General features: G+C 48.3%; 27 protein-coding genes. 14 read left to right on the top strand and 13 right to left on the bottom strand.

Annotated elements, in window-relative coordinates; translation table 11 throughout:
* Nucleotides 1–7: 7 nt before the first annotated feature.
* Nucleotides 8–1,165 carry a peptidoglycan DD-metalloendopeptidase family protein gene (locus EDI28_RS17140; RefSeq protein WP_128785105.1) on the top strand — a complete coding sequence of 386 codons (1,158 nt, stop codon included), beginning with the start codon at nucleotides 8–10 and terminating at the stop codon, nucleotides 1,163–1,165.
* Nucleotides 1,166–1,189: 24 nt separating this feature from the next.
* Entirely contained in the window at nucleotides 1,190–1,906 is a 717-nt protein-coding gene (locus EDI28_RS17135; RefSeq protein ID WP_128785104.1) for a divergent polysaccharide deacetylase family protein, read from the top strand.
* Between the two features lie 112 nt (nucleotides 1,907–2,018).
* Here the strand turns inward: EDI28_RS17135 and EDI28_RS17130 are convergent, their stop codons facing one another.
* Nucleotides 2,019–2,663 (bottom strand): TetR/AcrR family transcriptional regulator, encoded by a 645-nt coding sequence (locus EDI28_RS17130; protein ID WP_128785103.1) that lies wholly within the window; start codon nucleotides 2,661–2,663, stop codon nucleotides 2,019–2,021.
* A 113-nt stretch (nucleotides 2,664–2,776) separates the two neighbouring features.
* On the opposite strand from EDI28_RS17130, the gene rfaD reads away from it, so the two are divergent.
* From rfaD to EDI28_RS17110, 4 genes are all read left to right on the top strand, one after another.
* Complete coding sequence (rfaD, locus tag EDI28_RS17125) at nucleotides 2,777–3,721, top strand: ADP-glyceromanno-heptose 6-epimerase (protein ID WP_128785102.1); 945 nt, start codon at nucleotides 2,777–2,779, stop codon at nucleotides 3,719–3,721.
* Nucleotides 3,722–3,848: 127 nt separating this feature from the next.
* Nucleotides 3,849–4,967: a glycosyltransferase family 4 protein gene (locus EDI28_RS17120; protein ID WP_128785101.1), complete on the top strand. Its 1,119-nt coding sequence runs from the start codon at nucleotides 3,849–3,851 to the stop codon at nucleotides 4,965–4,967.
* Between the two features lie 7 nt (nucleotides 4,968–4,974).
* A complete protein-coding gene (locus EDI28_RS17115; protein ID WP_128785100.1) occupies nucleotides 4,975–6,189 on the top strand; it encodes an O-antigen ligase family protein in 1,215 nt (404 codons plus the stop codon).
* The gene (locus EDI28_RS17110) at nucleotides 6,182–7,000 is read left to right on the top strand and encodes a glycosyltransferase (RefSeq protein WP_128785099.1); all 819 of its coding nucleotides are present in this window, start codon (nucleotides 6,182–6,184) and stop codon (nucleotides 6,998–7,000) included. Before EDI28_RS17115 ends, EDI28_RS17110 begins: the two co-directional genes overlap by 8 nt.
* A 74-nt stretch (nucleotides 7,001–7,074) precedes the next feature.
* Here the strand turns inward: EDI28_RS17110 and EDI28_RS17105 are convergent, their stop codons facing one another.
* Nucleotides 7,075–8,145, bottom strand: coding sequence for a glycosyltransferase family 9 protein (locus tag EDI28_RS17105; RefSeq protein WP_128785098.1), 1,071 nt, complete (start codon nucleotides 8,143–8,145; stop codon nucleotides 7,075–7,077).
* A gap of 148 nt (nucleotides 8,146–8,293) precedes the next feature.
* Here EDI28_RS17105 and waaF point away from each other — a divergent pair, with 148 nt between their 5' ends.
* Both waaF and waaA read left to right on the top strand, forming a co-directional pair.
* Nucleotides 8,294–9,322: a lipopolysaccharide heptosyltransferase II gene (gene waaF / locus EDI28_RS17100; RefSeq protein WP_128785097.1), complete on the top strand. Its 1,029-nt coding sequence runs from the start codon at nucleotides 8,294–8,296 to the stop codon at nucleotides 9,320–9,322.
* A 12-nt stretch (nucleotides 9,323–9,334) separates the two neighbouring features.
* Nucleotides 9,335–10,612 (top strand): lipid IV(A) 3-deoxy-D-manno-octulosonic acid transferase, encoded by a 1,278-nt coding sequence (gene waaA, locus EDI28_RS17095; RefSeq protein ID WP_128785096.1) that lies wholly within the window; start codon nucleotides 9,335–9,337, stop codon nucleotides 10,610–10,612.
* Between the two features lie 75 nt (nucleotides 10,613–10,687).
* Here waaA and EDI28_RS17090 read toward each other — a convergent pair whose 3' ends face one another.
* Both EDI28_RS17090 and EDI28_RS17085 read right to left on the bottom strand, forming a co-directional pair.
* Nucleotides 10,688–11,485, bottom strand: coding sequence for a glycosyltransferase family 32 protein (locus EDI28_RS17090; RefSeq protein ID WP_128785095.1), 798 nt, complete (start codon nucleotides 11,483–11,485; stop codon nucleotides 10,688–10,690).
* A 55-nt stretch (nucleotides 11,486–11,540) separates the two neighbouring features.
* Entirely contained in the window at nucleotides 11,541–12,245 is a 705-nt protein-coding gene (locus EDI28_RS17085) for a 3-deoxy-D-manno-octulosonic acid kinase (protein WP_128785094.1), read from the bottom strand.
* A 78-nt stretch (nucleotides 12,246–12,323) separates the two neighbouring features.
* On the opposite strand from EDI28_RS17085, the gene EDI28_RS17080 reads away from it, so the two are divergent.
* Both EDI28_RS17080 and EDI28_RS17075 read left to right on the top strand, forming a co-directional pair.
* Nucleotides 12,324–13,391, top strand: a complete 1,068-nt coding sequence (locus EDI28_RS17080) for a glycosyltransferase family 9 protein (RefSeq protein WP_128785093.1) — start codon at nucleotides 12,324–12,326, stop codon at nucleotides 13,389–13,391.
* Nucleotides 13,388–14,173 (top strand): glycosyltransferase family 2 protein, encoded by a 786-nt coding sequence (locus EDI28_RS17075; protein ID WP_128785092.1) that lies wholly within the window; start codon nucleotides 13,388–13,390, stop codon nucleotides 14,171–14,173. Before EDI28_RS17080 ends, EDI28_RS17075 begins: the two co-directional genes overlap by 4 nt.
* Here EDI28_RS17075 and EDI28_RS17070 read toward each other — a convergent pair.
* Nucleotides 14,142–15,173 carry a glycosyltransferase family 9 protein gene (locus EDI28_RS17070; RefSeq protein WP_128785091.1) on the bottom strand — a complete coding sequence of 344 codons (1,032 nt, stop codon included), beginning with the start codon at nucleotides 15,171–15,173 and terminating at the stop codon, nucleotides 14,142–14,144. The genes EDI28_RS17075 and EDI28_RS17070 overlap by 32 nt on opposite strands.
* 140 nt (nucleotides 15,174–15,313) lie before the next feature.
* On the opposite strand from EDI28_RS17070, the gene coaD reads away from it, so the two are divergent.
* Nucleotides 15,314–15,808, top strand: coding sequence for a pantetheine-phosphate adenylyltransferase (gene coaD, locus EDI28_RS17065; protein ID WP_128785090.1), 495 nt, complete (start codon nucleotides 15,314–15,316; stop codon nucleotides 15,806–15,808).
* A 74-nt stretch (nucleotides 15,809–15,882) separates the two neighbouring features.
* Here coaD and EDI28_RS17060 read toward each other — a convergent pair whose 3' ends face one another.
* The 7 genes from EDI28_RS17060 to EDI28_RS17030 form a co-directional block, all read right to left on the bottom strand.
* Nucleotides 15,883–16,887 (bottom strand): NAD-dependent epimerase, encoded by a 1,005-nt coding sequence (locus EDI28_RS17060; RefSeq protein WP_128785089.1) that lies wholly within the window; start codon nucleotides 16,885–16,887, stop codon nucleotides 15,883–15,885.
* A 140-nt stretch (nucleotides 16,888–17,027) separates the two neighbouring features.
* Nucleotides 17,028–17,840, bottom strand: coding sequence for a bifunctional DNA-formamidopyrimidine glycosylase/DNA-(apurinic or apyrimidinic site) lyase (gene mutM / locus EDI28_RS17055; protein WP_128785088.1), 813 nt, complete (start codon nucleotides 17,838–17,840; stop codon nucleotides 17,028–17,030).
* 20 nt (nucleotides 17,841–17,860) lie between these two features.
* Nucleotides 17,861–18,352, bottom strand: a complete 492-nt coding sequence (locus EDI28_RS17050) for a hypothetical protein (protein WP_233353448.1) — start codon at nucleotides 18,350–18,352, stop codon at nucleotides 17,861–17,863.
* Between the two features lie 153 nt (nucleotides 18,353–18,505).
* Nucleotides 18,506–18,673: a 50S ribosomal protein L33 gene (rpmG, locus tag EDI28_RS17045; RefSeq protein ID WP_004405486.1), complete on the bottom strand. Its 168-nt coding sequence runs from the start codon at nucleotides 18,671–18,673 to the stop codon at nucleotides 18,506–18,508.
* Between the two features lie 13 nt (nucleotides 18,674–18,686).
* The gene (rpmB, locus tag EDI28_RS17040) at nucleotides 18,687–18,923 is read right to left on the bottom strand and encodes a 50S ribosomal protein L28 (RefSeq protein WP_041156229.1); all 237 of its coding nucleotides are present in this window, start codon (nucleotides 18,921–18,923) and stop codon (nucleotides 18,687–18,689) included.
* A gap of 173 nt (nucleotides 18,924–19,096) precedes the next feature.
* A complete protein-coding gene (gene radC, locus EDI28_RS17035) occupies nucleotides 19,097–19,771 on the bottom strand; it encodes a RadC family protein (protein ID WP_128785087.1) in 675 nt (224 codons plus the stop codon).
* Between the two features lie 105 nt (nucleotides 19,772–19,876).
* The gene (locus EDI28_RS17030) at nucleotides 19,877–21,550 is read right to left on the bottom strand and encodes a methyl-accepting chemotaxis protein (protein WP_128785086.1); all 1,674 of its coding nucleotides are present in this window, start codon (nucleotides 21,548–21,550) and stop codon (nucleotides 19,877–19,879) included.
* 227 nt (nucleotides 21,551–21,777) lie between these two features.
* On the opposite strand from EDI28_RS17030, the gene coaBC reads away from it, so the two are divergent.
* The 3 genes from coaBC to slmA all read left to right on the top strand — a co-directional run bounded on the left by coaBC (nucleotide 21,778) and on the right by slmA (nucleotide 24,277).
* A complete protein-coding gene (gene coaBC, locus EDI28_RS17025; protein WP_128785085.1) occupies nucleotides 21,778–23,007 on the top strand; it encodes a bifunctional phosphopantothenoylcysteine decarboxylase/phosphopantothenate--cysteine ligase CoaBC in 1,230 nt (409 codons plus the stop codon).
* Nucleotides 23,004–23,459, top strand: coding sequence for a dUTP diphosphatase (gene dut / locus EDI28_RS17020; protein ID WP_128785084.1), 456 nt, complete (start codon nucleotides 23,004–23,006; stop codon nucleotides 23,457–23,459). Before coaBC ends, dut begins: the two co-directional genes overlap by 4 nt.
* 227 nt (nucleotides 23,460–23,686) lie before the next feature.
* Nucleotides 23,687–24,277, top strand: coding sequence for a nucleoid occlusion factor SlmA (gene slmA, locus EDI28_RS17015; protein ID WP_075763021.1), 591 nt, complete (start codon nucleotides 23,687–23,689; stop codon nucleotides 24,275–24,277).
* 177 nt (nucleotides 24,278–24,454) lie between these two features.
* On the opposite strand, the gene pyrE is transcribed toward slmA, so the two are convergent.
* Nucleotides 24,455–25,096: an orotate phosphoribosyltransferase gene (pyrE, locus tag EDI28_RS17010; protein WP_128785083.1), complete on the bottom strand. Its 642-nt coding sequence runs from the start codon at nucleotides 25,094–25,096 to the stop codon at nucleotides 24,455–24,457.
* Nucleotides 25,097–25,100: the final 4 nt, after the last annotated feature.

Raw genomic sequence — 25,100 nt, 5'->3', positions numbered from 1 at the left:
TCCCCCCATGCGGGATAAGATCAAAGACCTAAGCAACATCCTCCGCGCCAGTGCATTATGCACTGGCGCTTTGTTATGTCTGGCATTTTCACTATCAGTCAATGCAGCTAACCAAAACCAGCTCGATGGGGTAAAGCAGGAAATCACACGCCAGCAGGATCAGCTCGGCAACAAGCAAAAGAAAATCAATACCCTGCAAAAATCACTCAAGCAGCAAGAGCTTGCCATCGCAGCAACAGCCAATAAGATCCACCAGGCCGATAATCAGCTCAACCAGCTCGATCGTTCCATCAGCAAGCTTCAGCAAGAGCAGCAAGTTCTGCAGCAGCAGCAGTTCGGCCAACAGGAAATGCTGAAAGAGCTTCTGAACACCCAGTACCGCCAGGGGAAAAACAGCCAACTGGCCACCCTGCTCAGTGGCGAAGACAGTACCGAACTTGATCGTATATCGGTATATGCAGAGCACCTGAGTGAAGCACGAGCCAATACGCTTAATGAACTGGCAGCAACGACCACGGAGCTGCAGCTAAAAAAACACCAGCTGAGCCAGCAACGCCAGCAGCAGCAGGCCTTATTGACTCAACTTAAAACGGAAAAAAGCAAGCTGGAAACCGAGCAGCGGCAGCGCAAAAAAACGGTTCGTACCATCAAAGGCCAGCTAAAAACTGATTCCCAGTATCTGTCTGAACTGAAGACCAACGAGAAGCGTCTAGTCAAAGAGATAGCTAAAGCCAAGGCAGCCGCCGAGGCGGCACGACGAGCCCCGATGGACGGGCTGGTCAGGCACAAAGGCAAGCTGCCATGGCCGGTGAAGGGGTCAATTCTTCATCAATACGGTACCGTCCAGCAAGGAGAGCTGCGCTGGAAAGGTATGGTGATTGGCAAGCCATCCGGAAGCCAGGTCAAAGCGGTATATTCCGGTAAGGTAGTATTTGCCGACTGGCTACGAGGCTACGGCCTGATGCTTGTTATCGATCACGGGAAAGGGGATATGAGCTTCTATGGCTACAACCAGACCTTACTGAAGAAAGTCGGCGATGTGGTACAGGCCAACGATGCCATTGCCCTAGTCGGGGACAGCGGGGGTCAGGAACGTTCGGGACTGTACTTTGAAATACGCCGTAAAGGTAACCCTATTAACCCTAAGAGCTGGCTGACAAGGTAAGTTCAGCCAGATAAGGACACCTGCATGCGACGGATTGCAATCTGGTTTTCTCTGCTCTTCAGTTTGGTCCTGCCAACTTATGTCCATGCCGCTAAGCTGGCAATCGTCATTGATGATCTGGGCTACCGGGCAATGCCGCCTGCACTCTCCACCCTGCCTGCTGAAGTGAGTATCTCCATTCTTCCCGATACCCCTTTTGATCTCGCAACAGCCCGTCAGGCCGGACAGGAACAACGGGATACACTACTCCATATGCCAATGGAGCCCCTGCGCCAGGCACCATTAGAACTAACCACCCTCACAGGAAAAATGTCACAGGCCGAACTCCAGCAAACGCTTCGCCGTGCTTTGAGCCGGGTGCCAAATGCCGTCGCGATGAATAATCACATGGGTAGCGCCCTGACCCAGAATACCAAGGCGATGAATTGGGTTATGGATATACTGAATGAACAAGGGGTGAACTTTCTCGACAGCCGAACAACGGCGAAATCAGTTGCGTTAAAGCAGGCACGTGCCCAAGGCGTGCCAGCCCTACGACGGCATATATTTCTTGACCATTTCCGTACCCCACAGTTTGTCCGCCAGCAACTAAAGCAGGCTGTTCGGCGCGCCAAGCGCGACGGTTATGCCATCGCGATTGGACACCCCTACCCCGTGACCTTGGCAACACTTGAGGAGCAACTGCCGGGACTTGCAGAACAAAATGTACAACTGGTACGAATTTCGTCCCTATACCCTTAACTTTTACCCTTAAACCTAAGAGCTCGAGCGAAGCTATAACCCACTGGCTGACAAACTTATACGGTAAGCATCTATGCTGTCATTCATCATTCACTGGCAGTCAGTTACGAGGCTATGCCTCTCGTTTTACCTGCTCGCAGTAATGAGATTCAAGCTGGATTACCTGCTCTTTCCCTTTTGCAGTCGTCAGCGGACGAACAATACTCAGCATCTGCAGAACGCCTTGGTAAATAACCGCCTTGGTTATCTTAGCCCCAACCGCCTGAGTGGTCTGGTAGCAAATCCAGCTGGAGGCAACTAGCTTCAGCGTATTCGCCAGGCTGAGCAACTCGTCATCATCTAGATCAAGCAGCTCGCTGGCACGGAAGCTGTTCATCATCCCCATAATGTTCCGATGAAGCTCTCCCTGAGCTGCCAGGTACTTTTGCTGCAGTTCTGAATCTCTGCGCAAGATATCGGGTAGGTTGGCGTAAAAAAAGCGATATCGCCACATCAACATGAACACCGCATCGAGATAACCCAATAAATTATCGGCAGTTACGTTCGGTTCATCCTGCGGCTGAAAACGAATACTTAGATCACGGGCGTATTCATCAAAAATACTGTGTATAATCTCTTCTTTATTGCGAAAATGATAATATAGATTGCCGGGGCTGATCCCCAAATGAGCGGCAATATGGTTCGTGGTTATATTTGGCTCACCGCTTTCGTTGAAAAGCTCCAGTGCTGCCTGAATAATTCTGTCGCGGGTCTTCATTTGCTTCTCACTTCCGTCGCCCGATGGCAATAGTGTAATGTTATCACAAAGAATATTTATAGCGGTGGCTGTTATGCGGCCGTTGTCCCAATGTATTAAAGACTGGAATAGCCATGATTATTGTAACTGGTGGCGCCGGCATGATCGGCAGCAATATCGTAAAGGCTCTGAATGAGCAAGGACGCAACGACATTTTGGTCGTGGATAACCTGAAAGACGGAACCAAATTTGCCAACCTGGTTGATCTTGATATCGCTGATTACATGGATAAGGAAGACTTCATTACCCAAATCATGGCAGGTGATGATTTTGGCCCAATTGACGCCATTTTCCATGAAGGCGCATGCTCTGCAACCACAGAGTGGGACGGCAAATACATGATGCTAAACAATTATGAGTACTCAAAAGAGTTACTGCATTATTGCTTGGAACGCCAAATCCCGTTCCTCTATGCTTCTTCGGCGGCAACTTACGGCGGCCGCGATCATGACTTCATCGAAGAAAAGCAGTATGAAGGTGCGCTGAACATATACGGTTACTCGAAGCAGCAGTTCGACAACTATGTCCGTCGCCTGTGGCAAGATGCCGAGGAGCACGGCGAGACCCTGTCTCAGATCACCGGCTTTCGCTATTTCAACGTCTACGGACCACGCGAGCAGCATAAAGGCAGCATGGCCTCGGTGGCTTTCCACCTCAACACCCAAATCAATAATGGCGACAATCCGAAATTGTTCGAGGGCTCCGATATCTTCAAGCGTGACTTCGTCTATGTCGGTGACGTCTGCCAGATGAACCTGTGGTTCTGGCAAAACAATGTCTCGGGTATCTTCAACTGCGGTACCGGCAATGCCGAATCTTTCCGTGAGGTTGCCAAGGCCGTCATCAAGCACCATAACAAAGGAGAAGTGGAAGAAATTCCGTTCCCCGAGCATCTGAAAGGTCGCTATCAGGCGTTTACCCAGGCCGATCTGACCAAAGTACGCGCGGCAGGGTACGACAAACCCTTTAAGTCAGTCGCCGAAGGGGTCGCTGAGTATATGTTATTGATTAATCAATAAGCTGATGTAAATCACTCTACAAAGGCGAGCTGGGTTTTCTCAGCTTGCTTTATTATATCTGATATATAAGTGATGAATATTCAACCTACGATGCTAGATGCCTAACGGCACCCAAAGGTGTTAATCAATGTCTAACCAAGCTGTACTTCATATTTGTCTCTCCAAAGGCTGGGGAGGGTTGGAAATGTATCCAATCCGTACCGGCGGCCAGTTCAAAGAAAAGGGCTGGAAAGTGTTTGGCCTGTGCCTCAAGGGGTCGCGTGTTGCACAAGGTATGCGTGAGCAAGGCATAGAAACCTATGAAGTCGAATCAAAGTTAGCAGCGATAACGCAGCTTTATCGAATTCATCGATGGCTCCAACAAAATAGTATCAGCCTAATCCATTGCCATAAGTCGGGCGATCTAGTTGTTGCAGCCCTGCTCGATACTCTGTCTTCGTACCGGATCATCTTTACCGAGCACATGGGAGTAACCCGACCCAAAAAAGACGTTTACCATCGCTGGGTCTATCGCCATGTCGATAAGGTACTGTCAATCAGTGAGGCAACCAAGAAGCGCAACCTGAAAGCACTGCCGGTTCCGGCAGAAAAAATTCAGCGCCTGTGGCTAGGAACCGAGATCCGCCCGGCAATAGAAGATATAGAACTTGTGGCTCAAATAAAAAAAGAGCTGGGTATACCTACTGATGCGATTGTTATTGGGACTGTGGGACGTATTAATCACGCTAAAGGCCAGAAAGAATTGCTTGATGCCTTTATCGCCCTGGCTAAACTGCGCCCCCAACAGCCGTTACATCTATTGATTGTGGGCGGTTTACAAGCCGATCAGGGCTCTGATATCGAATTGGTAGCAAAACTTCAGGCAACAATCGAGCAAAGTGGCCTGCCTCACCAAATCCACCTTACCGGTTTCCGAAAAGATACCGATAACATGCTGGCCGTCATGAATATTGTTGCCATCTTGTCACATAATGAGGCCTTTGGCCTGACAGTGATTGAAGCGATGGCGGCAGAAAAACTTATCTTGGGCGCTAGCTGTGGAGCTGTCCCGGAAATCCTTGGTGAGAACTATCCGTTCACTGCCAACCCTTTAGAGGTCAGTGATATACAACACCAACTTAATAAGATGACAGTAAAGCCCAATAAATTCAAGCAACTAGCACAAGACTTGAAAGCAAGGGCAATATTCCACTTCAGCACTGAAATACATAATGACAGTCTAGAAAAAATTTATAAAGGTAGTTAGACAAACAATGAGAAGCATCGTAAATATCAACTTTATTGAAAAATCCATCATTGTCTTCTTTGGTTTTTCTGTCTTTACATCCAAAGCAGGATTGAACATCTCTGTTGCCCTACTATTGATCCTGTTTGCCTATTCATGCATCAGCAATAAAAGCTACCGAGCACAGGTAGCGAGTAATAAAATATTTATTTTATCAGCATTACTGTATGTCATCGGCCTTTTATCAACAATCATCTACCCGTCTAGCGCTGCAGATACCATCTACTTTGCCCGTAAAGCGGCGTTTTTATTGGCTATTCCCTGCCTCTTTATGCTCAATATGAAAAAAGAGAACAAGGAGTTAGCCATACGATCACTATGTACTGGCTTTATTGTTGCCGCTTTGTATGTCGGATATCAGGCGATAACCCTTGGGGGGTGGGAGGGGGAGAGAATTGCGAGCTTTCTCGATGTTGGCCGCTGGTCTGAAGTGCTGACCTATTTCATCGTTTTCCTATTTCCATTGGCCTTAGATGGCAAAGAGCAAAAGAATCGTAGAATCATCTTTTTTTGTCTGATCCTTATCGGCTTTATCTGCCTGGTACTTAGCGGTTCAAGAGGCGGAATGGTCGCCTCATTCACCGTTTCCGTACTATATCTGCTCTCTTACAAACGAAATATATTATTAAAGCTATCGGCGGCCATGCTGGTGATATTGCCATTATTGATGTTTATGTTCCCTTCCAAGGTAGGTGTTATACAGGACAGAATTGTCAGCATCACAGATACTACAAGCAACGAATCCAATACCGCACGGATTAAAATGTGGGAAGCGGGCTATTTATTTGCGCTAGACAAATACGACAATAACCCAAGGGCTTTCTTTTTTGGTAATGGTCCGATTAACTTCGAAAAAGAATACACATCATTCATCAACTCAACCAACAAAAATATAACAAATAGCTATATCTATTTTTCTTTTAAGGATAACCATAATGGCGTTTTAGATGCAGCCAACAAACTTGGTGTTGTCTATGAGTTGTTTTTTTTGCTGCTCGTTGCCTTAATAGCCGCTAAAATACTCAAGGCTAACCCGAACATTAAATACTCGGGTTTAAGTGTCATTCTCGCCTTTTTCATTATTGGGGTATTTTATACCAACCAGCTAGAGTACCAGACCATCTGCATGTTCTACTTTATTTCTATCGCACTACCTCGCATGCAGGAGAATACTCATGCTTAAAGCTAGCGTAATCATTGCTTTCTACAACAATGTAAAAAGCCTGGAGATGATCCTAACAGCCTTGAATAACCAATATGAGAACAACTTTGAAGTTATTATTGCTGATGATGGCTCGACTAATGAAAATGTGAATAAGGTAAGAGCTCTTGCTGAAAGCTATAAATTTAATATTTATCATGTCTGGCATGAAGACAAGGGCTTTCGCAAGAACAAGATCCTCAATCAGGCTATATTGATGTCAACCAATGACTATCTGATTTTCATTGATGGTGACTGTATCCCTCAAGATAACTTTGTCAGCGATCACCTTAATCAAGCTGAGCCCAATACCTGCCTCAACGGAAGAAGAGCCGATCTTTCCCCGGGTGTTAGTGACAAGATAAGAGAAAGTGTACACACGGAGCCAAACCGGCTATTTAAGTCATATCGAAGTGCAATTTTATGTGACTATCTGATGGGTAAGGGAAAGAATATAGAGAAAGGCTTTCGCATCACCAAACCGGCAATTTCGAACTTTCTCAACCGGAAAAATAAAGGGTTGGTCGGCTGCAACTTCTCTGCCCACAAATCAGATCTATTGAATATCAACGGGTTTGACGAAAGGTATGAGGCACCAGGTATCGGTGAAGACAGTGATATAGATTACCGCCTGAGGCTTTCAGGGGTAAACGTCAAGAATGTCTTTTTTATGGCCAATCAGATACACCTCTATCACATCGAACTTCCTCGTTCTTCGGTCAATGAGGCCCTGTTTGATCAAGTAAGACAAGAAAAAATTGCCTATACCCAATATGGCATTCAGAAAGACTAGTTGAAGCCAATAAACGAACACCTGTTCCATCTTCAATATAAAAGATGGAACAGATACCGCTTACAACCAGGTTACTATTTGGCAGCCATCAACAACTCTACCCCTGCGACGACTTTATCGATTTCAACACCGTTAATATGGTTTTCTTTTGAGAAAATCACTTCAAACTGGTCTGATTTCGGAGCCCACTCATTGTAGTTATTCATATCTGGATTATACAAAGCGATTAATTTCTTATTCAGGCCACTTGCAATGTGCACCATCGAAGTATCGACACTTATTACCAGATCGGCCATGCTGATAAGTGCAATCGCATGGTAAATTGAATGACAAGAATCTAGCAGCAAACACACATCAGAATTTCCTTCCACTAATTCTTCAATAATGCTTTTTTCCGCCGGTGAAACAGTAAAGGCAATTTTCACCCCTAGCTCAAGACTTCTGATCCTGCTAATTAGTTCCTGCAGCTTTTGCTTAGATAGCTTTCTTGGTGTTCCGCTGCCAAAAGGGTTTATAACAATAAGGTAATCTTCAGCAAGATTCAGCTCACTGGCAACTTCAGCGTAGCACTTCTTACTGTTTGGTATCACATAAGATTCATCAAAATCTGTAATATTATAATATTCAAGTAGTGCTTTATACTTATAAGAAAAATGCTGATCTTTCGTTTTATTACCGAGTTTAATATTGACCAGGTTGACCTCATCATCCAAGCCAGCAACCGCCTTTCCATTTAAGCGCTTCAGAAAAAAAAGATCCTTCATCTTCAGAGACTTTGAAAAGTGAACAACAAGATCGGCCCCTGCAACCTTATCGGCGATTTTGGCAATTTCAGAATACCCGGGTCTTTTTTTTGACAAATAAACATTATCAACGTCAAAATAACTTTTGTACATGTCACTCATTTCAGTCGTCGTAATAACATCAATAATCACATTTGGAAAACGCCGCTTAAAACCTCTATAAACAAAAGAAGAAACAATAGAGTCTCCAATTTTAGCGTCTAGACGAAAAATGACTATTCGTTTGAGCTGATTAAAATCAACTTCTCCGCTATTTTTATTATCAAATAAAACAATACCAATTCGTCTTCTTATTAAATCTCGACTTAATCGTATTTTATCTATTATTTTACGAATACTCATCCAATCAACCCAAATGTAAATAATATCTATTATTTTCAACTGACAGAAATATTAAGCTGATATCTGTCTTTCAGAATATTAGAAAATCATACACAACATATGCTAAGATTGGAAATCCGTACAGATAAAATATAATTCTTGGCATGCTATGAAAATACTGATTATAGGTCCATCATGGGTGGGCGATATGGTGATGTCTCAGTCGCTATATATAAGCCTGAAGCAACAGCACCCTGATGCAACGATAGACGTTATGGCACCGGCATGGTGTCGGCCTATTCTTGAGCGTATGCCCGAAGTCGATAACGCGATCGAGATGCCAATTGGTCACGGTGAGTTTAATCTCAAGGGACGCTATAAGATCGGTAAAGCATTACGGGAAGAACAATATACCCATGCGTTTGTACTGCCCAACTCAGCCAAGTCAGCGTTGATCCCATTATTCGCAAGAATTCCATCCCGTACCGGATGGAAAGGCGAATCACGTTATGGCCTTCTGAATGATATTCGTACAAACAAAAAAAGCTTTGGCCTAATGGTTGAACGCTATTGCGCCCTTGCATATGAAAAACACGCCATGCATGACAGCAGCAGCCTTTCCGCCATTCCCCACCCCAAACTGACGGTCAAGAGTGAATCACAGCTGCACAGTATTAAAACACTTGGCCTTAACCAACAGCGCCCTATCATTGGTATGTGCCCAGGCGCCGAGTTTGGCCCGGCCAAACGCTGGCCAGATAAATACTTTGCGCAGGTTGCAACCGAGGCAATCCAAAAGGGCTATCAAGTTTGGCTGTTTGGTTCCAACAAAGATCAGGCTGTCACGGAAGATATTCAGCAGCAAATTACACCTGAACTACGTCAGCATTGCTTCAACCTGGCCGGACAAACCCAGCTTGTTGAAGCAGTTGACCTCTTGGCAAGTTGCGAAATCGTGATAAGCAATGACTCTGGCCTGATGCATATCGCAGCCGCGGTTGGCACCAAAATTATCGCCGTTTACGGCTCAACATCACCGGATTACACGCCGCCGCTGTCACAGCAGGTAGAAATTGTGCATACCGATATTAGCTGCCGCCCTTGCTTCAAGCGAGAATGCCCTTACGGCCATTTGAAGTGCCTCAATGATCTGCCTCCGTCGCGCGTCATTGAAGCCGTCGAAAAACTTTCATCATAGTTATCCAAGCCCATGATACGCAGCCTTTACTCAATTATATTGTGCCTTGCGACACCTTTCTTTTTGAGAAAGCTATATAAGTCGCAGGACGACAAGCCACCTTACGGCTCACGATGGCGGGAGCACTTTGGTATCTGTCCGCCTTTACAGCACCGCCATCCTATTTGGATACATGCGGTTTCTGTTGGGGAAGTCATCGCTGCCACACAACTGGTCAAAGCTATACAGCAGGACTATCCCGAACAGGCGATTCTAATCACCACCACCACCAGTACCGGTGCCGCACAGGCAGAAAAGCTCTCGGGACGGGTTGAGCATCGCTACATGCCACTTGATTTTGGCTGGGCAATTCGTCGGTTTTTACGTGTCACGCAACCTAAAGCCCTGCTGATCATGGAAACGGAACTGTGGCCGAATACGCTTGCTCAAGCCCGGTTAGCCAAACTTCCCGTCTATGTGCTCAATGCCCGGCTCTCTGAGCGCTCCTGCCGACGATATAAGAAGGTGCAACCGCTCTTCAACATCGTCAAGGACAACATTGATCATCTTCTCTGCCAGCACGACGATGATGCGCAGCGCTTTTTACAATTAGGGTTAAGAGAGGAACAGGTCGCTGTCACCGGGTCGATGAAGTTTGATATTGCAATTCATCAGGACATTAGGGACAAAGGCAAGCAACTCCGATTGCTGCTTGGACAGCAGCGTCCCGTCTGGATTGCCGCCAGCACCCACCAGGGAGAGGACGAACAGCTCCTGGATGCTTTCAGCAGAATCAAAGCCGACATTCCAGATTCATTGCTGCTCCTGGTTCCCCGCCACCCCGAGCGCTTCGCCGATGTCGCTGAACTGTGCCGCTCAGCCGGGCTGAATGTCATTCGCCGAACCGAAGCTTCAAACAAGCCTGTACCCGATAGCTGTGATGTCTATCTCGGTAACACGATGGGAGAAATGTTAGTCATGCTAGCTGCCGCAGATATTGCCTTTATCGGCGGAAGTTTACTGGGGAACAAGGTTGGCGGGCATAACCTGCTTGAACCTGCGGCACTGGCCAAGCCCATTATCACCGGCCCCAGCTATTTTAACTTTGCAGATATTACCCAGCAGCTACTTGACCACAATGGCTGCGTTGTCTGTCAGGACAGCGTAGCAATTGCCGAGCAGCTCTCGTCATGGTTCAAAGACAGGGCATCACGTGAGAAAACCGGCCAGCAGGCACTGCAGGTGGTCAAACTGAATCAGGGTGCTATCAATAAAACGATAAGCAAATTAAACCCTGTATTAATACAGTAATAAAACTGGGCTCAGCCTTTTATTAAGGGCTGAGCCTACATGCCTGACAATATTCACAGGTCGTTTAATCCGTCGTTATTCTTTTGAATCCGAATCCTCATCCTTGATCAGATCTTTAGCCGAGGTATGAATCCACTTTCCTCTTGGTTTGTCGAGATATTGGAAGTATTCATTGGTAAAACTGCCTTGAATACACGTGTAGCGATAGCTTCTAAAGTCTACATCTTCACCTTGTAACGCATTGCTTAACACTTCCGGACCGGTTGTTGAGTACACGCCCTGGGTCTCGTCTCTGTTTTTTATGTTATTAATAATAAGATCGATCGTCTTTTGATAGATAGGGTTGTCTGGTGCCGTTGCCAGGAAAAAGTTGGTTATTTGGGTATCTTGCTTATTTTTAATAAACACATGGCGTTTTCCCTGAGTAATTCTTGACAACGGCCAGACTAAGTTGGCATCAATATCAAGATATACGCCGCCTTTCAGGTTAAGGACAATCAGTCGCCACAGATCTGCCTGCGCCGCACCGTCATTAATCCTCTTATAGCACTCATATACCTCTTCGGGTGTGTTGTCCCGAATGAACTCCAGTCTTTCTTCGGTACTCACATAGCGATAATCATGATCAAGAGACAGCAAACGGTTGAACAAATAGTTTAGATAGACAGGTAGTGTGGACTTGTTCGAGTAGTTTGTTTGCCAGATAACGCGAGGAATATCAGACTCACTACTCGGTTGTATCCTGGCCTTTGAATACGAGGGTATAGCAAACCTTTTTTTAGGAAACATAAAATGAAAAGGGTATGCGAGCAACTTGCATATGTTGCCAATAACTTTACTCAACCGGTTACATAATATAATTACTGTGTTCATAGTCTTACTTTCTACCATCGATTCACGTCAAAAAATGTTTATCATTCAATTATGTTTAGCGTCCAATATAGCCGCTATATAGCCAATTCCATTCGTTTTCATTCCATAATATAGAAAATCGCTGTACCTCTTTCCTCAGGGAGCGTTGCAGCCGCTCGAGGTTACTTTGCTTCCACTTGTCACCTTTGCTCTGGTAGCACTTGTCAAAGTCGATAAGCCAGAACTGCCCCTTATCGTCTAATAGTATGTTATGGATGTTCAAGTCGGTGTGACATACCTGCAGATTATGCATTTTTTTAATTAACTGCCCGATATCTCGCCACTCCGCCTCAGACAACCGTCGCTGTTGCAGCACCGCAACCAAATCGCTGGCATCGGCAACCTGCTCGGTAAGAATGTCGGCACGGTATGTCAGGCCGCATCGCACCGCCCTGGCTGCCACTGGTCTTGGCACTCTGACACCGCCTTCGGCCAAGAGTTGCAACAATTTGATCTCTTCAGCGCAACGCGTCTTTTCCCAACCGGTAAACACATACTGATCTTTTATCAGCCGCCCCAGTAATCCCCCACGCCAATAATGACGAAGGGCCATCGGTAGCTTGGGGGTGGAAATAAAATACGTTGTACCACGACCGTTTGCCTGACCTGTAATGGCCTCTTGCTGCTGCCAGTATGCCGGATCAAACCAGCTTGCAGGCTCTTTGCCGAGTAACGAATCGTCATACCAGATCCGGCTTATTTTTGATGATATTACTTGCATATGCGTTAAAATGAGTCGTTTTACAATTTTATATCCCAGCTGCATAATGCAGGTTAATGAGTTCTAGAGCAATTAAGTATGGCCCTATTTTCGTCTCCTCCGGCTTCATTATGTATCCTCCGCCTTTCAGCCATCGGCGACGCATGCAATGCCAGTGCTATGGTACAGGCCATTCAGCGCCAATGGCCCACGACGAAAATAACGTGGGTAATGGGCAAGGCAGAAGCACAGCTACTGGGTGATTTACCGGGCGTACGTGTCATTCCCTTTGATAAAAAACTGGGGTTTAAAGGCTACACCCAACTGTGGCGGCAACTGCGTGGCGAAAGATTCGACGCGCTGCTACATTTGCAAACCGCGCTGAGAGCCAGCATCGCCAGTCTTGGGATCAGGGCGAAATACCGGCTTGGTTTTGACCGTGTCCGCAGTAGCGACTTGCAGAACTGGTTCATTAACTACCCCGTTCCTTCGCCAGCCTCCCCTCATGTACTTGATGGCTTCATGGCATTTTCCCAGGCGCTCGGTATTGAAAATATCACACCACATTGGGAGCTAGAGCTATCCCAGGCCGACAAAGACTGGGCCCGGCAACAACATTCAGATCCGGCTCCGTTGCTTGTTATCGTCCCTGCAGCCAGCAAGGCATTCAAGAACTGGACAGCCGACGGCTATGCCAGAGTAGCCGAACATGCGGTATCAAAAGGGATGAAAGTGATATTGGCCGGCAGTCCTGCCAAGGTCGAAATAGAACTGGCCGAGCGCGTCAGCAAACTGTGTAATGTTCCAGTGACTGATCTGGTCGGAAAAAGCACCCTAAAACAAATGCTCGCTTTATTGGCACAGGCTGATCTGGTCGCAGCACCCGATACTGGCCCGGCCCACATGGCCGTTGCGGTCAACACCCCGGTGATTGGCCTTTATGCCCACCACAACCCGGAGCGGACAGGCCCCTACTGTTATCAAGATTATGTTGTCAGTGCCTACCCGGAAGCCATTGAGGCTGAAACAGGAAAACCACTGAACCAGCAGTCCTGGCGTAGTCGAGTCAAAGATCCTGATGCGATGAAGCGTATCCGCGTCGACGCTGTTATTGCAATGCTCGACAAAGCCCTTTCTGACTTTCATATCCTTAAGGAGAAAAAATGAGTGCCACTAAGCCGACCCTTGCTGTTGCGCTGATCGTTAAAAATGAAGCCGATAACTTGCAGGCCTGCCTGGAGTCAGTCAAAGGATGGGCAGATGAAATTGTTGTGCTCGATGCCGGAAGTACCGACAACACAGAGTCTATCGCACGCCAGTATACCGATAAGTTTTTCGTCAATGCCGACTGGCCAGGATTTGGTCCCCAGCGCCGGCTGGCCCAGAGCCATGTCGAATCGGATTACATACTATGGCTAGATGCCGATGAGCGTGTCACCCCGGATCTCAAGCAGAGCATCCTACAGGTGCTATCGTCGCCGCAAGACAACACGGTATACAGTGTTCCGCGCCTGAGCTGGGTATTTGGCCGCTATATCCGCCACTGCGGCTGGTATCCGGACAGGGTCAACCGCCTATACCCAACCAAGCTGACACAATACAACCAAGACTTAGTGCATGAGAAGGTCGAGCTGTCACCGGACATGAAGGTACTGCCTTTAGAAGGCGATCTGCTGCACTTTACCTACAACGATCTGCACCATTATTTGGTGAAATCGGCAGGATATGCAAAAGCCTGGGCTGAGCAGCGAGAAAAACGCGGCAAACGCAGCAGCATCGGCCAGGGACTGCTTCATGCAATTGGCTGTTTCTTGAAAATGTATGTCCTTAGAACCGGCTTTCTTGATGGCAAGCAAGGGTTTCTGCTGTCAATTCTATCGGCACACTCCACCTTCGTGAAATATGCCGACTTATGGATCAGGAGCAGTACTGAGCCGCCCAAGGCGTAGCCTTTTCAAGTACGGCGTCAATATCAATCAATTCCATGTCCGTATCCTGCCCTTTGCCAGCAGGCGGACAAAATGCCAAATGACGACCAGCAGTGTTCAGCGTCTTCCAGCGTAACGGCGTCGCTGAACGCTTGCTTGGGAAAAAACCAATGGTCGGAATATCAAGTGCGGCGGCGATATGCAGCGGGCCTGTCGAACCGGCAATAAACAGATCGGCACAAGCCAAAGAGCGGGTAAAATCTTGCAGGCCGTCGTTTTTGTCATAAATATAGGCGGCAACATCAGCCTTGATCAACGAATGAAGCGATGCGGCCATGGCCTCTTCTCCCGGCCCGGCAGTCAATACGAACTCACAGTTATGTTTTGCTGCCACGCCCTTTATCAGAGCCGCATACTGCTCCAACGACAGATTATTGGCCGAACCGCCACTTCCGACATGGATAAAACACCACGGTTTGCTGGCATCCAGAGCCAATTGAGCCACCAGCTGCGTTTTTTGCGTCGCCAGTACCTCTTCAGCAAACGCAAGATAGGGGCCCTGCGGCTCTTGGCAGGCAATCTGGTTGTCATCAAGAAAATAACGGATCAAATCCAGGTTGTATTCAAATTCCGGCTTTTCCGAGCGTGAACGACGCTGCTTGAGTCTACGGGTAAACAGTAATTGAGCCAGTTTGGTAGCAGGGGCAAGACGGTATGGAATACCTGCGCGCCAGAGCAGCTTGGCATTGTAACCGTTCGAGAACAGGCAGATAGCAGCATCAAAATCACGTTGCTTGATCTGCGACACTAAACCGGCCTGCTGCGCTTTGTCCGCTTTTGAGGTCGGATCAATAATCACATCATCAATCCATGGACATAACTGGGCAATCGAGGCGGTATAATTAGGAACAAGGGCAGTGATCTGGCACTCTGGCAGTGACTGCTTGAGCATCGCAAAGCTGGGCCATGCCAGCATAAAATCACCAATTTTATCATTTCGCACAACGAGAACTTTTTTCATAGCACCTTGTTCCAACTAAAACCAATCCGTCCGGATAATACAAGATAAGGAAAAATTAACCATAGCAATTCACCTGAAAGATGGAGAAGCTTGCTGCTTTTTTGATAGCATAACGTCATCTTTGTATTGAGGATCTCCTTGTGAAGCACAATAAGAATACCCGTGTCATCTATCCCGGCACCTTTGATCCCATCACCAACGGGCACCTTGATCTCATCGAACGCGCAGCCGCGATGTTTGACCACGTTGTGGTCGGTATTGCCTTCAGCCCTAGCAAAAAGCCCCTGTTTGATCTCGAGGAGCGAGTTCAACTTGCCAAGCGTATTACCCAGCACCTCACCAATGTCGAGATTGTTGGCTTTTCCGGACTGCTGGTTGATTTTGCGAAAGAATACCAGGCCAATATTTTGGTCCGCGGACTACGAGCCGTATCTGACTTTGAATTCGAATTCCAACTGGCCAACATGAACCGCCGCCTGATGCCTGAACTCGAGACAGTATTTCTGACCCCGGCAGAAGAGAACTCTTTCATCTCTTCTACGATTGTAAAAGAAGTCGCATTGCACCACGGAGACGTTAGCCAGTTTGTCGACCCGTATGTCACGGACGCCTTGCTAAAAAAACTGCACGGATAACAGATTGCCAATCATGATATAGGTAAAAAAGGAGGCCACGCCTCCTTTTTGTACCCAGCTGAACACTTCTTTGGCTAGCATTGATAAAACTCTCGGTACCAGTCAACAAAGGCTTTAACCCCCTGCCTGACAGATACTTCAGGCTTATAACCTGTCATTTCAAATAAGTCTTCCGTATCCGCGTAAGTCGCGTATACGTCACCTGGCTGCATTGGCATAAAGTTTTTCTTCGCTTCGATACCCAACGCCTCTTCCAGCGCATTGATGTAATCCATCAGCTTTACCGGACTACCGTGGCCAATATTATAAACGCGGTAGGGTGCCGAGCTGGTTGCCGGCGTACCGGCTTCAACACTCCATTCTGGGTTTGTTCTTGGGAGCACGTCCTGTATGCGGATAATCCCTTCGACGATATCGTCGATATAGGTAAAGTCACGGTGCATATCACCATTGTTGTAGATATCAATTGGCTCACCTCCAACAATCTTTTTGGTGAACTTAAACAGCGCCATATCTGGCCGTCCCCAGGGACCGTAAACCGTAAAAAAGCGCAAACCGGTTGTCGGAAGGCCGTACAGATGGGAATAGGTGTGGGCCATCAACTCATTGGATTTCTTGGTTGCCGCATACAGGGAAATAGGGTGATCGACACTATCCGCGGTATCAAACGGCATCTTTTGATTCAGGCCATATACCGAGCTTGAGGAGGCATACACGAGATGTTGAACATGGTGCTGCCGGCAGCCTTCCAGTATCGTCAGGTGGCCGACAAGGTTGCTGTCAGCATACGCAAGCGGATTATCAATGGAATAGCGCACACCAGCCTGTGCGGCCAAGTGAATAACACGCTCAAAACACTGGTCCGCAAACAAGTCAGCAATACCTTCCCGGTCGGCAAGATCCATTTTAATGAAGGTAAATGCCGGATGGCTTATTCTATCCAGACGCGCCAGCTTCAGGTTGATATCGTAATAGTCATTGATATTATCAATACCGATGACCTCATGGCCCTGTGCGCACAGGCGTTCTGAAACCGCACTACCAATAAATCCGGCGGCTCCGGTGACAAGATATTTCATAAATAGCTTTTCCCCAACTGATCTATCTAGGCGATATATCACAAATTCATACAATCACCATAGAATCATAGTTATAGACTTTCTATTTCGCTATGGCCTAACGGTGTGAGTACTGCGAATGGGGGGATAACAACGTCGGGTTATTTCTGGCAATCGCCACAATAGACCGTTGCCCGCTGTCCGATTTTCATCTCGCTCAGCGTCTTGTCACAGCGCGGGCAAGGCTCACCGCCCTTTCCGTATACCTGCAGCTCCTGAGCAAAATAGCCGGGCTTGCCGTCTGCATTCTTGAAGTCTTTCAGGGTTGTCCCGCCCTGCTCGATAGCGAAGGCCAGGACGGCTTTCACTTCGGCCACCAATGCCGTCATACAGTGACGGGAGACGTCTCCAGCCGCTCGTTTAGGATGAATTCCGGCACTGAACAAAGACTCGTTGGCATAAATATTTCCGACACCGACAACAACCTGGTTGTCCATAATAAATTGCTTGATGGCAGTTCGCTTTCCCTGAGCCTTTTCAAACAGATAATCAGCTGTAAAGCTATCACTTAAAGGCTCGGGACCGAGCTTGCTCAATACCGTATGCTCTTCATCCAGCGGCTGCTGCCACAGCCAGGCTCCAAACCGCCGCGGATCGTTATACCGCAGCATTTCACCGCTCGAAAGGACCAAATCAACATGGTCATGCTTTTCAGGCGGCACCGAAGCTGGCAACACACGCAGGCTGCCCGACATCCCCAGATGGACAATGGCATAGCCAATATCGGTTTCAAGTAACAGGTATTTTGCCCGTCGGCTAACCTGGCGGATCACCTGTCCTTCAATCTGACGGATCTCCTCGGGCACCGGCCAACGTAACTTAGGATTGCGAACGATGATTTCGGCCACGCGACGGCCAATGACATGAGGAGAAATCCCCATTCTGCTGACTTCGACTTCAGGTAGCTCAGGCATGGTTCAGCTCCACAATCAGATCAATTAGGAAATAGATACGACTCGTCGACCGAAATCGCCAACCAAGTGCCCTGCCAGCTTCTCAACAACCAAAACTGCGGTAATTGGTACACAGTTACCCGTACAGGCTCATCAGCCGATTGTAACCATACCTCGACGGTTCTTGGAGAGCTCAGCTGCGGCTTTAGCTGAGATATCATACCATCATCGACGATAGTACCAGCGAGAGACTGCCAATGCTCAACGAATGTCTGGGGAGCCCCTTCAATCTGAGGCTCTGCGGTCCAGCTGCCACCTTGAAGGTCTTGAGGAGTAAAGACATGCTGCGGCAGGACCAGCCGCGATACAACGGCCTGCTCGGGCAACAGAAATTGTACATTCGAAGACGAATGTATGTCATCGGTGGCAAACCGCTCCCTGATTAAATCAGGAAACTGAATAACAGCAATAAAGAGCACGACAGCAATAATTATGACATTGTTCCAGCCCCGCCGTGACAGCTTGATCCCCATAGTTATTCCTTTATTTCTCAGTTTGACTACTCTATGAATATAACACCAAAGCAGCGTTCGCATGATATAGAGGAAGCACAGCCAGCAGCAAACTGCAGACATAAAAAAACCCAGCATAAAGCCGGGTTTTTATCAAAGAATAGAAAAAATCAATTACTTGATTTTAGCTTCTTTGTACATAACGTGCTTGCGAACTACAGGATCAAATTTCTTGATCTCGAATTTACCTGGCATGTTACGCTTGTTTTTGTCGGTAGTGTAGAAGTGGCCTGTACCAGCAGATGATACTAGACGGATCTTCTCACGAATGCCTTTAGCCATTGTTCAAATCCTCTTAAACGTTCTCGCCGCGAGTACGCATATCTGCAAGAACGGTATCGATACCTTTCTTGTCAATGATACGCATACCTTTCGCAGAAAGGCGTAGTTTAACGAAGCGTTTTTCGCTTTCTACCCAGAAACGATGAGTTTGCAGGTTCGGCAGAAAACGACGCTTGGTGGCATTACGTGCGTGTGAACGGTTGTTACCCGTTACAGGACGCTTACCAGTTACTTGGCATACTCGGGACATTACTGTCTTCTCCAAATCGTTTCAGCTCGATATCTACCGTGGTTAATTCAATGCAAAAAAAACTTTTTACATATAACCACAGCTATCAAAGGTCGCGCATTATACTAAGTCAAAACCAGTTGCTCAAGTCCCGAGCAGTCCTTTCTCAACTTTTTGATCGAATTTTGGCTATTTTATAGCCAATTCCGCTCGGCGAAAGAAACAATCTCTCCATCACCTACAACAAAATGATCTAGGATGCGAATATCGACCAAGGCCAGCGCATCGCTGATTCTTCGTGTAATTCGACGATCTGCCTGACTCGGCTCTGCTACGCCTGACGGGTGATTATGCGCTAAAATGAGCGCGGCTGCATTAAGTTCCAGTGATCTTTTTACAACTTCTCGCGGATAAACGCTTGCGGAGTCAATTGTTCCTTCAAAAAGTACCTCTCCAGTCAGCACCCGATGCTGGTTATCCAAAAACAATACGTAAAACGCTTCGCGGTGCCTATCTCGTAACTTTTGACTAAGATAGCGGCGGGTATGTGCAGGGCTGGTAAGAGCATCTTCTTTTTTCAATGTTTCTTCAAAATGCCGGTGGCTCATCGCCAAAACTGCCTGAAGCAAGGCATATTTGGCAGGCCCCAACCCTTTATGCTGACAAAAATCGTCCTTGCTTGCCGCCAGCAAAGCACGTAACGAGCCAAACTGCTCCAGAAGGTAGGTCGCCAGCTCGACGGCATTCATGCCAGCGATACCGGTACGCAGGAATATCGCCAGCAACTCGGCATCGGTTAATGCTTCTGGCCCATGGGACAATAGCTTTTCCCGCGGGCGGGAAGCCGGTGGTAACTGCTTCAAAGACATAGAGTCTCTCCTGTAATTAGCTACAGAAGAGGACTTTATCGACTACAAGACAAGAACTTGCCGCTGCTTGTGAGAAAACCTTCGCAAAAAAGCACCTGGGTTGCATTACAGCCTAAACCGCCCTACGAGCTCACGCATCCGCTCCCCAGAAGCGGCGAGCTGCGTGGTGGTGGTCTGAGTGCCAGAAAGAGCATCGACCAAATCAGTTAAAATCTGCTGGATCGACATTAAGTTGGTATTAATTTCCTCTGAAACATTACTCTGCTCCTCTGCCGCTGTCGCCGTCTGGGTCCCCATAGCATTTATATTGACAACCGCCTCATTTACCAAACGCAAACTTGTAGTAATATTTTGAGACTCTACCAAGGTTTCTTGGCTACGGTTCTGGCTGATCTGCATCGCATCAACGGCTTTCCGAGTCCCTGTCTGTAATTCACTAAGCATCTGATTTATTTCTTCCGTACTCTGCTGTGTCCGTCCAGCCAACGAGCGAACCTCATCGGCAACCACGGCAAAACCACGGCCCTGCTCTCCCGCTCTGGCAGCCTCTATCGCCGCATTCAACGCCAGCAGGTTTGTCTGATCGGCTATGTCGCCAATCACCGTTAGCACAGAGTTGATTCGACCGGCCTGCTCATTGAGTACGGCCATAGCCTGCCCGGCATTATCTACGTTTTCGGCCAGTTGCTCGATACCGTGAACCACCGTGTCCACCTCGTTCTGGGCCGACACGGTTTGATCCGCCGCTTCCTGGGTTGCAGTCGCAGTATGGACGGTGTTGGCAGCCACTTCACGGGCTGATGCACTCATTTCAGATACCGCTGCAACAACCTGCTCGGTTTCTCGGCTGTGCTGCTCCATCTGGTTCCCTGCAACTGTAAATTGCTGCTGCAAGGTGTGCGATGCCAGGTCAACATGTTCTGTCACTTGCTGAATTTCGCCAATCAGCTGCTGAAGCTTAGCCATAAAGCCATTAAAAGCCGTCGCCAGCTCACCGATTTCATCACCGCTGGTGACCGCCAGCCGTGCCGTGAGATCACCACCACCAGCCGCAATTAGCTCCAATGCCTGCACCATATGGTTTAACGGCTTGATCGCACGACCAGTCACCCAGATAACAACGATGCTGGTCAGGAGAATGACAGCCGCAGTAATCCCCAGAGACAGCCATAGCTGCTTCTCGAACTTCGCCTGAGTCTGTATCTCAAAATGTGCAACATCGACATCAATTTCATCAATATAAACACCCGTTGCCAGCACCCAGTCCCAGTTCGGAAGGTATTCTGCATACCCAAGCTTCGGTGCCGTGCCATTTATCGACGGTTTGTGCCAACTGAAATTTAAATATCCATCACCTTGCTTGGCGGTATCAATCAGTCCAGCAATCACCCTGACACCATTCTCATCCACCACATCAATCAGGTTCTTACCTTCCAGTTTCGGCAGGGCTGCGTGCATGGTATTGATGCCTTTAGAGTCATAGGCAAAAAAATAGCCGTCACCGCCAAAGCGCATTGCCTTAAGGATTTTTTTGGCCGCCGCAATGTTCTCACCATCGCGATCCCCCTCGTAAAGATCTTCCACCGCCGTTCGGGCCAGCTGAATGGCGCCTTTTAATTCCTCCTTTTTCAAGGTCAAAATCTGATCCCGGTAAGTCACAACTTGCTCGTCGAGGTTTGCTTTTTGTTCACTTAGATACACAAGGTTAACTAGGGTGGCAACAAGCAGTACAGGTAACAAAACCAGCAACAATAATTTACTTCGACAACGTAATTCCATTTGAGGTTCGTCCTGTTTAAATTTGAATGTTATTCATATTTATCCTATGAACAGCGAAAAATTATTCCATGACAGAGGCAGCATACTTAGTAATAAAGAGCTTGATTAACAACAAAAACTTGCACTCCATCCTGATTGTCGCTTGATCTCGAACGGTGAATCTCATGTCCTTTGTGCTATCTTGTTGACCAGATTGAATAGGCTCACAGAGACAGACAGGCAGAACAATGCAAACACTGGCAGGAAAAAAAATACTTCTGGGGATCAGCGGCGGAATTGCAGCTTATAAGTGTGCAGAGCTGACACGCCGTTTAATAGAGCGCGGTGCCGAGGTGCGTATCGTGATGACCAAGGCCGCCCAGGAGTTTATTACTCCGCTGACCATGCAGGCGGTCTCGGGATATCCTGTCTCTGATAGCCTTTTCGATCCCGCAGCCGAGGCATCGATGGGCCATATCGAGCTGGGTAAATGGGCCGACCTGATACTGCTGGCACCGGCGACTGCCGACCTGATTGCCCGCATCAGCGCCGGAATGGGCAATGATTTGTTATCCACCCTATGCCTTGCCAGCGACTCACCTGTCGCCGTGGCTCCTGCAATGAACCAGCAGATGTACCTTAACGTCGCAACACAGGAAAACCTTGCGACCCTAAAACGCCGAGGTTTCCCTATCTGGGGACCGGGCAGCGGCGAGCAGGCCTGTGGCGATGTCGGTCCGGGACGGATGCTTGAGCCGATGCAGCTGGTTCATCATGCCGAGGCTTTCTTTCAGCCAGCCGACTTGTGTAATGTCAAAATAGCTATCACTGCCGGCCCGACCCGAGAAGCCATCGACCCGGTTCGCTACCTGACCAACCACAGTTCAGGCAAAATGGGTTACGCCATTGCCGAAGCCGCAGCCAAACGCGGTGCACAAATCACCCTGATCAGCGGCCCGGTCAATCTGCCCGCCCCTGCGAACGTCGCTCGTATCAATACTGAAAGCGCCGAGCAGATGCACCAGGCAGCCCTTGAGGCCGCAACCAACCACGATATCTTCATCTCCTGTGCCGCTGTTGCCGATTTTCGTCCGGCAGAGATCGCCTCTCAGAAAATGAAAAAAAAGTCCGGCGAGGATGAAATGATCCTTCGGCTGATCAAAAATCCGGATATCGTAGCTAGCGTGGCAGGGCTGACCAGGCAACGTCCGTTCACTGTCGGCTTTGCGGCAGAGACTCAGGATATCGAACAATATGCCCGCGGCAAGCTCAGCCGCAAAAACCTGGATTTAATCTGTGCCAATGATGTGTCCCAGCAAGGCCAGGGATTTAACAGCGACAGCAATGCCCTGCACTTATTCTGGGCTGATGGTGACAAAGCCCTGCCCCTCGCGCCAAAACACGATCTCGGACAGCAGCTGATCAGTGAAATCATTGCACTGTATAAAGAGAAACTAGATAAAGAGAAACAAGCATGAATAAGATTGACCTGAAAATCCTCGACCCGCGCGTCGGGAATGAATTTCCGCTTCCTGCCTATGCGACGGAAGGGTCTGCTGGCCTCGACCTACGTGCTTGCCTGGATGAGGCGCTCACCGTTGAGCCCGGCCAAACGCACCTGATACCCACAGGCCTTGCTATCCATATTGCCGATCCAAGTCTGGCAGCAACTATTCTGCCTCGCTCGGGACTTGGCCATAAGCACGGTATCGTCCTGGGGAATCTGGTCGGCCTTATCGACTCAGACTATCAGGGCCAGCTAATGGTATCGGTTTGGAACCGGGGCCACAGCACCTTTACCATTGAACCGGGCGACCGTATCGCCCAACTAGTCTTTGTCCCTGTGGTACAGGCCGACTTCAATATCGTCTCTGACTTTGATACCAGTGATCGCGGCGAAGGTGGGTTCGGCCACTCCGGCCGCCGCTAAGCGTCCTATTGGCAGGCAGACATTCGCTATCAGCTGATGACGAATTAGTCGAATGAGATCAAATATAAAGCTCGCCTCTTCAGGTTGAGCTTTTTTTGTCGATAAAGAGATCAGTATCTGCAGCCAGTGCTTTTCACAGCGCGGCTGCATCGCTAAGATAAGCGGGTTTGATCGGCAGGCTACAAACTGCCTGATGACAGACTCATTTCGAAAAGGAACGGTTATTCATGGCTGGCAACAAAAAAAACAATCGCCGCGAAGAAATTTTGCAAGCGCTGGCGCAAATGCTGGAGTCTGCCCAGGGCAGCCAACGTATTACTACCGCCAAGCTGGCAGCACAGGTTGGTGTTTCCGAAGCCGCCCTGTACCGCCATTTCCCGAGCAAGGCACGGATGTTCGAAGGGTTGATTGAATTCATCGAAGACTCAATCACCACACGTATCAATCGTATCCTCGATGACGAGAAAGACACCCTCAACCGCCTGCGGATGGTATTGCAGCTGATCCTGGGCTTTGCAGAACGCAACCCCGGCCTGACGCGTATTATGACCGGTCATGCTCTGATGTTCGAGCAAGACCGCCTCCAGGCGCGTATCAACCAACTGTTTGAGCGCATCGAAACCCAGCTACGCCAAATCCTACGCGAGCGCAAGCTGCGAGAAGGCAAAGGCTTCCCTGTGGATGAAAGTATCCTGGCTGCACAGTTACTTGGTCAGGTAGAAGGCAGCCTGAACCGCTTCGTACGTTCAAACTTCAAGTACAAACCGACCGAAAGCTTTGACGACTACTGGCGACTGCTGAGTGCGGAATTAGGTTAAGTCCAGAGCCGAGTTTCGAGGCGCAAGTGTCGAAATAAAAAAGCGAGAGGCAGATACCTCTCGCTTTTTTAGTTTATACGACCACTGCAAACTCAATAGTACGCAATTTTTGCTCCTCCCATTTTTCAAGGGAGAGGCCGGGAGGGGGTTAAGCTTTACCCCTTCCTAGAACTTCTCTTACACCCCGTATTCCGCACGGTACGCCTTCACCGCACCAAGGTGTGTCTCCATGCCGTCCTGCTCTTCCAGGTAGCTGACTACATCACCCAGCGAAACAATGGAGATCACCGCACAGCCGAAGTCACGCTCGACTTCCTGAATCGCCGACAGCTCGCCCTTGCCTTTCTCCTGACGGTCAATCGCAACCAGTACACCGGCCAAATCCGCACCGTTGGCCTTGATGATTTCCATCGACTCACGGATTGCCGTACCGGCCGTGATCACATCATCAACCAGCATAATACGACCTTCCAGTTCGCTGCCGACCAAGTTACCGCCCTCGCCGTGTGCTTTGGCTTCTTTGCGGTTGAAACAATAAGGCGTATCGACATCATGATGATCCGCCAGTGCCACCGCTGTCGTTGTCGCAATCGGGATCCCCTTGTACGCAGGACCAAACAGTACATCGTAGTCGATACCGGCATCCACTAAAGCTTCAGCGTAAAAACGGCCAAGGCGCGCTAAGTCACGACCTGTATTGAACAATCCCGCATTAAAAAAGTACGGGCTCTTGCGGCCAGATTTCAGAGTAAACTCACCAAACTTAAGAACACCTTTTTCCAGGGCGAATTCGATGAACTGACGCTGATATGCTTTCATGGTT

Origin of the sequence: Photobacterium chitinilyticum (assembly GCF_004104355.1) — a bacterium.
GTDB lineage: Bacteria > Pseudomonadota > Gammaproteobacteria > Enterobacterales > Vibrionaceae > Photobacterium > Photobacterium chitinilyticum.
This window is presented reverse-complemented; position numbering and strand designations above follow the sequence as displayed.

Excerpts from the sequence above, each read along its gene's own strand:
- EDI28_RS17140 (WP_128785105.1), top strand. The coding sequence starts at position 8 with ATGCGGGATAAGATCAAAGACCTAAGCAACATCCTCCGCGCCAGTGCA.
- EDI28_RS17135 (WP_128785104.1), top strand. The coding sequence starts at position 1,190 with ATGCGACGGATTGCAATCTGGTTTTCTCTGCTCTTCAGTTTGGTCCTG.
- EDI28_RS17130 (WP_128785103.1), bottom strand. The coding sequence starts at position 2,663 with ATGAAGACCCGCGACAGAATTATTCAGGCAGCACTGGAGCTTTTCAAC.
- rfaD (WP_128785102.1), top strand. The coding sequence starts at position 2,777 with ATGATTATTGTAACTGGTGGCGCCGGCATGATCGGCAGCAATATCGTA.
- EDI28_RS17120 (WP_128785101.1), top strand. The coding sequence starts at position 3,849 with ATGTCTAACCAAGCTGTACTTCATATTTGTCTCTCCAAAGGCTGGGGA.
- EDI28_RS17115 (WP_128785100.1), top strand. The coding sequence starts at position 4,975 with ATGAGAAGCATCGTAAATATCAACTTTATTGAAAAATCCATCATTGTC.
- EDI28_RS17110 (WP_128785099.1), top strand. The coding sequence starts at position 6,182 with ATGCTTAAAGCTAGCGTAATCATTGCTTTCTACAACAATGTAAAAAGC.
- EDI28_RS17105 (WP_128785098.1), bottom strand. The coding sequence starts at position 8,145 with ATGAGTATTCGTAAAATAATAGATAAAATACGATTAAGTCGAGATTTA.
- waaF (WP_128785097.1), top strand. The coding sequence starts at position 8,294 with ATGAAAATACTGATTATAGGTCCATCATGGGTGGGCGATATGGTGATG.
- waaA (WP_128785096.1), top strand. The coding sequence starts at position 9,335 with ATGATACGCAGCCTTTACTCAATTATATTGTGCCTTGCGACACCTTTC.
- EDI28_RS17090 (WP_128785095.1), bottom strand. The coding sequence starts at position 11,485 with ATGAACACAGTAATTATATTATGTAACCGGTTGAGTAAAGTTATTGGC.
- EDI28_RS17085 (WP_128785094.1), bottom strand. The coding sequence starts at position 12,245 with ATGCAAGTAATATCATCAAAAATAAGCCGGATCTGGTATGACGATTCG.
- EDI28_RS17080 (WP_128785093.1), top strand. The coding sequence starts at position 12,324 with ATGGCCCTATTTTCGTCTCCTCCGGCTTCATTATGTATCCTCCGCCTT.
- EDI28_RS17075 (WP_128785092.1), top strand. The coding sequence starts at position 13,388 with ATGAGTGCCACTAAGCCGACCCTTGCTGTTGCGCTGATCGTTAAAAAT.
- EDI28_RS17070 (WP_128785091.1), bottom strand. The coding sequence starts at position 15,173 with ATGAAAAAAGTTCTCGTTGTGCGAAATGATAAAATTGGTGATTTTATG.
- EDI28_RS17060 (WP_128785089.1), bottom strand. The coding sequence starts at position 16,887 with ATGAAATATCTTGTCACCGGAGCCGCCGGATTTATTGGTAGTGCGGTT.
- mutM (WP_128785088.1), bottom strand. The coding sequence starts at position 17,840 with ATGCCTGAGCTACCTGAAGTCGAAGTCAGCAGAATGGGGATTTCTCCT.
- EDI28_RS17050 (WP_233353448.1), bottom strand. The coding sequence starts at position 18,352 with ATGGGGATCAAGCTGTCACGGCGGGGCTGGAACAATGTCATAATTATT.
- rpmG (WP_004405486.1), bottom strand. The coding sequence starts at position 18,673 with ATGGCTAAAGGCATTCGTGAGAAGATCCGTCTAGTATCATCTGCTGGT.
- rpmB (WP_041156229.1), bottom strand. The coding sequence starts at position 18,923 with ATGTCCCGAGTATGCCAAGTAACTGGTAAGCGTCCTGTAACGGGTAAC.
- radC (WP_128785087.1), bottom strand. The coding sequence starts at position 19,771 with ATGTCTTTGAAGCAGTTACCACCGGCTTCCCGCCCGCGGGAAAAGCTA.
- EDI28_RS17030 (WP_128785086.1), bottom strand. The coding sequence starts at position 21,550 with ATGGAATTACGTTGTCGAAGTAAATTATTGTTGCTGGTTTTGTTACCT.
- coaBC (WP_128785085.1), top strand. The coding sequence starts at position 21,778 with ATGCAAACACTGGCAGGAAAAAAAATACTTCTGGGGATCAGCGGCGGA.
- dut (WP_128785084.1), top strand. The coding sequence starts at position 23,004 with ATGAATAAGATTGACCTGAAAATCCTCGACCCGCGCGTCGGGAATGAA.
- slmA (WP_075763021.1), top strand. The coding sequence starts at position 23,687 with ATGGCTGGCAACAAAAAAAACAATCGCCGCGAAGAAATTTTGCAAGCG.
- pyrE (WP_128785083.1), bottom strand. The coding sequence starts at position 25,096 with ATGAAAGCATATCAGCGTCAGTTCATCGAATTCGCCCTGGAAAAAGGT.